This window comes from uncultured Campylobacter sp. (assembly GCF_938045225.1).
In the GTDB taxonomy this organism is placed as follows: domain Bacteria; phylum Campylobacterota; class Campylobacteria; order Campylobacterales; family Campylobacteraceae; genus Campylobacter_A.
In genome coordinates this window covers 1-3920 of record NZ_CALINL010000199.1, presented here as the reverse complement: position 1 = coordinate 3920, position 3920 = coordinate 1, and the positions used below count along the sequence as shown (strand labels likewise).

At 45.8% G+C, this 3920-nt stretch carries 4 protein-coding genes and 1 pseudogene; 4 read left to right on the top strand and 1 reads right to left on the bottom strand.

What is annotated here, in order from left to right; genetic code table 11:
- The 4 genes and pseudogenes from Q0200_RS07355 to Q0200_RS07340 form a co-directional block, all read left to right on the top strand.
- Positions 1–1192 (top strand): ABC transporter ATP-binding protein (locus Q0200_RS07355; protein ID WP_297939708.1); only part of this gene is annotated, 1192 nt, incomplete at its 5' end.
- Positions 1193–1233: 41 nt separating this feature from the next.
- Positions 1234–2307 (top strand): quinone-dependent dihydroorotate dehydrogenase, encoded by a 1074-nt coding sequence (locus tag Q0200_RS07350; RefSeq protein ID WP_297939705.1) that lies wholly within the window; start codon positions 1234–1236, stop codon positions 2305–2307.
- An 8-nt stretch (positions 2308–2315) separates the two neighbouring features.
- A complete protein-coding gene (locus tag Q0200_RS07345) occupies positions 2316–3569 on the top strand; it encodes a pitrilysin family protein (protein WP_297939702.1) in 1254 nt (417 codons plus the stop codon).
- Positions 3562–3720, top strand: a pseudogene (locus Q0200_RS07340) (dihydrodipicolinate synthase family protein); the annotation flags it as partial. The gene Q0200_RS07345 and the pseudogene Q0200_RS07340, both read left to right, overlap by 8 nt.
- Here Q0200_RS07340 and Q0200_RS11935 read toward each other — a convergent pair.
- The gene (locus Q0200_RS11935) at positions 3649–3804 is read right to left on the bottom strand and encodes a hypothetical protein (RefSeq protein ID WP_366118432.1); all 156 of its coding nucleotides are present in this window, start codon (positions 3802–3804) and stop codon (positions 3649–3651) included. The pseudogene Q0200_RS07340 and the gene Q0200_RS11935 overlap by 72 nt on opposite strands.
- Positions 3805–3920: the final 116 nt, after the last annotated feature.

Sequence of the window (3920 nt, the reverse complement as noted above, 5' to 3'; positions counted from 1 at the left end):
GCTCTCAAGACTCGCAAAAAAGATGAAAAAAATCTCCCGCGCCTCGCAAGAAAAAACCTCCGACATCAGCTCGAAGCTGAGCGAAATTTTTACCAATATCGAAATCATCAAAGCAAACAACGCCCAGGAGTTTGAGCACGCTAAATTTACCGACGAAAACGCTAAATTTTTCAAACTAAATTTAAAAAGCGTAAAAGTAAACGAGATGGTAAGCCCGATGATGGAAATTTTCGGCTCCGTGGGCGTAGCGGCGGTCGTCATCATCGGCGGCAAAGAGGTAATAGACGGAAATTTGACGATGGGAAGCTTCTTTTCTTTCCTAACCGCGCTTTTCATGCTTTATACGCCTATTAAACGCATTTCAGGCCTTTATAACAAGATGCAAGACGCCGTGGTCGCGGCCGAGAGAACCTTTGAGCTACTTGACAAAGAGCCTCAAATTTTAAGCGGCGACAAGCCGGTGCCATCTGAAATAAATTTGATAAATTTTAAAGACGTCAGGCTAAACTACGACGACAAAGAGGTGCTAAAAGGCATAAATCTAAGCGCGAGCAAGTCTCAAACGGTGGCGCTCGTGGGCAGTAGCGGCGGCGGAAAAAGCTCGATCGTAAATTTGCTTATGAGATTTTACGACGCAAACGGCGGAGCGATCGAGATAAACGGCGAAAATATCAAAAATTTCGATCTGGGTTCGCTTAGGCAAAATATCGGCCTAGTGACCCAGCGCGTCTATATCTTTAACGACACGGTCGCAAACAACGTCGCCTACGGCCGCGAATACGACGAAGCCAAGGTTGAGCTCGCGCTAAAAACGGCAAATGCGTATGATTTCGTGTCAAATTTACCCGAGGGCGCGCAGACCGTTTTAAATGAATTTGGCACCAATCTCTCAGGCGGCCAGCGCCAGCGTATCGCCATCGCACGTGCTCTCTACGACGATCCGCAGATTTTGATATTTGACGAGGCTACGAGCGCTCTGGATAACGAAAGCGAGCAGCAGATAACCAAAGCTATCGCGAATTTACAAAAAGAAAAGATAATATTTATCATCGCGCACCGCCTAAGCACGGTGCAAAACGCGGATAAGATCGCCGTTATCAGCGGCGGAAAAGTGGTCGGATTTGATACCGACGAGGCGCTTAGCAAGAGCTGCGAAATTTACGCGAAACTAAAAGGCGAAGCCCTTGTTTAAGCCTAAATTTGATAAAATCGCTCAAAATTTAAGGATAAAATTTGAATTACGAAACGCTAAAATCCATATTTTTTAAATTTGACCCCGAAACCGCTCACAAAATCGTCGAAAAAACGCTAAGTATCTCAGACTGCGTATTTCCGGGCCTTTATAGCATCGTCGCCAAAAACTGCGTCGTCACGGACGCGACTCTTTCGCAAAATTTGCTAGAAACTAGCTTTTTAAACCCAGTTGGAATCGCCGGCGGCTTTGATAAAAACGCCACCATGCTGCGTCCACTGACAGCGCTCGGATTTGGGCACGTGGAGTTTGGCACCGTGACGCCAAAACCGCAAGAGGGCAACGCAAAACCGCGTCTTTTTCGCCTCATCGAAGAAGAGAGCATACAAAATGCGATGGGTTTTAACAACGAAGGCGCAGACGCCATTGGCGCGCGCGTCGGCAAGCTATATCCGTTTGCGATACCGCTTTTTGCTAACATCGGCAAAAACAAAATCACTCCCAATGAAGAGGCGATTAAAGACTATGAAATTTTAGTCGCTAAATTTAACGAAATTTGCGACTGCTTCGTCATCAACGTCTCCTCGCCAAACACCCCAAACCTACGCGAACTGCAAGAAGATAGCTTTATAAAAGACCTCTTTGCGCGCCTTACGCCGATCGCAAAAAAGCCGATAATCTTTAAAATCGCGCCCGATATGGACGACGACAAGGCCGTGCAGATCTGCAAAACGGCCGTAGAAAGCGGCGCAAAAGGCGTCATCGTAAATAATACGAGCGTGGATTATTCGCTATCAAAATCACCAAATTTACAAAATTTCGGCGGACTAAGCGGCAAGGTCATCGCCAAACGCTCGCGAGAGCTTTTTAGCGCGGTGGCTAGCGAGCTTTACGGCAAGACGGTTTTGATCGCAAGCGGCGGCATAGACAGCGCCGAGGAGGCATACGCACGCATAAAATCGGGCGCAAATTTGGTTCAAATTTACACCTCCTTTATATTTAAAGGCCCAAACATCGCAAAACAGATAAACGAAGGTATTTTAAAGCTTTTAAAAGAGGATAATTTCGCCTCTATCAGCGAAGCGGTGGGCTGCGATATAAAAAACAAAATTTAAGGAAATTTATGCTTATAAAATACTCCAAAACAAAGCTCAAAAACGGCTTTGAAATCTATCACATCCCCACTAGCAAAGGCTCTAGCGTCATCAGCGTGGACGTGTTTTACCGCGTAGGCTCGCGAAACGAAACGATGGGTAAAAGCGGCATCGCGCACATGCTAGAGCATCTAAATTTTAAATCCACGAAAAATATGAAAGCGGGCGAATTTGACGAGATCGTAAAGGGATTTGGCGGCGTAAATAACGCTAGCACGGGCTTTGATTATACGCATTATTTCGTCAAATGCTCAAAAGGTAACCTAGACGAGGCGCTTAGGCTCTATGCCGATATAATGGAAAATTTGAGCCTAAAAGATAAAGAATTTCAGCCCGAACGCGACGTCGTGACCGAGGAGCGCAGATGGCGCACGGACAACTCTCCGATCGGCTTTTTGTACTTTACGCTATTTAACGTCGCTTTTAGCTATCACCCGTATCACTGGACTCCGATCGGCTTTATCGGCGACATCAGAAACTGGACGATAGATGATGTAAAAGAATTTCACGAGACGTACTACCAGCCGCAAAATGCGATCCTGCTAATAAGCGGCGACATCGATAAAAAAAGCGCGTTTGAGCTGGGCAAAAAGCACTTTGAAAATATAAAAAACAAAAAACCGCTACCTAAGTTGCACTGCATCGAGCCTGAGCAAAACGGCGCAAAAAGGGCTGAAATTTACAAGGATAGCGAAGTAGAGATGCTAGCGCTTGCTTTTAAGATCCCGCCGTTTAATCACGAAGATCAGCCTGCGTTAGGCGCGCTAGCGGAGTATCTAGGCAGCGGGCAAAGCTCTGTTTTGCAACGCGTTTTGATAGATGAAAAGTGTCTCGTAAACAGCGTGGACGTCTATAATATGAGCAATATCGACGAGAGCCTGCTAATCGTACTAGCCGTTTGTAATCCGGGCGTCAAGGCGGAGGCCGTAGAGGACGAGATCTGGCGAGTGCTTGAAAACGCAAAAACGCAAAAAATCGACGAAGACGAGATAACCAAGATAAAAAATAGCCTAAAAAGCGATCTCATTTACTCGCTAGATAGCGCGTCGAAGGTGGCGAATTTATACGGCGGATATCTCGTTAGAGGCGATATAAAGCCGCTTTTTGAGCTGCCTGAAAAAACAGCTGCGCTAAAACCGGCCGATCTAAACGAAATTTGCAAAAAATACGCGAGAAAAGAAAAATCCACGACGATCATCCTAAGAAAGGAAAAAAGTGAATAAAAAAGCAATAACGGGCGCTATGACGGCGCTGATTACGCCTTTTAAAGACGGCAAACTAGACGAAATCGGTTATGAAAAGTTAATCAAAAGACAAATCGCAAACGGCATCGATGCGGTCGTACCAGTCGGCACCACAGGCGAGAGCGCGACGCGGTTGACGACTGGCGTATGACAAACCATTACACGCTCCAGCAGAAACCGCTACAGTGTAATGAAAATAAAGCTTATATTTCATAAAAGCATCCAACACACCAGAGGTAAACACACCACGCATACCTCCTCCTTCTAACACTAAGCCCGTATTCCTATCTATTTGCATAAATTCTCGTTAAAAAACAACTGCAAAGTTAA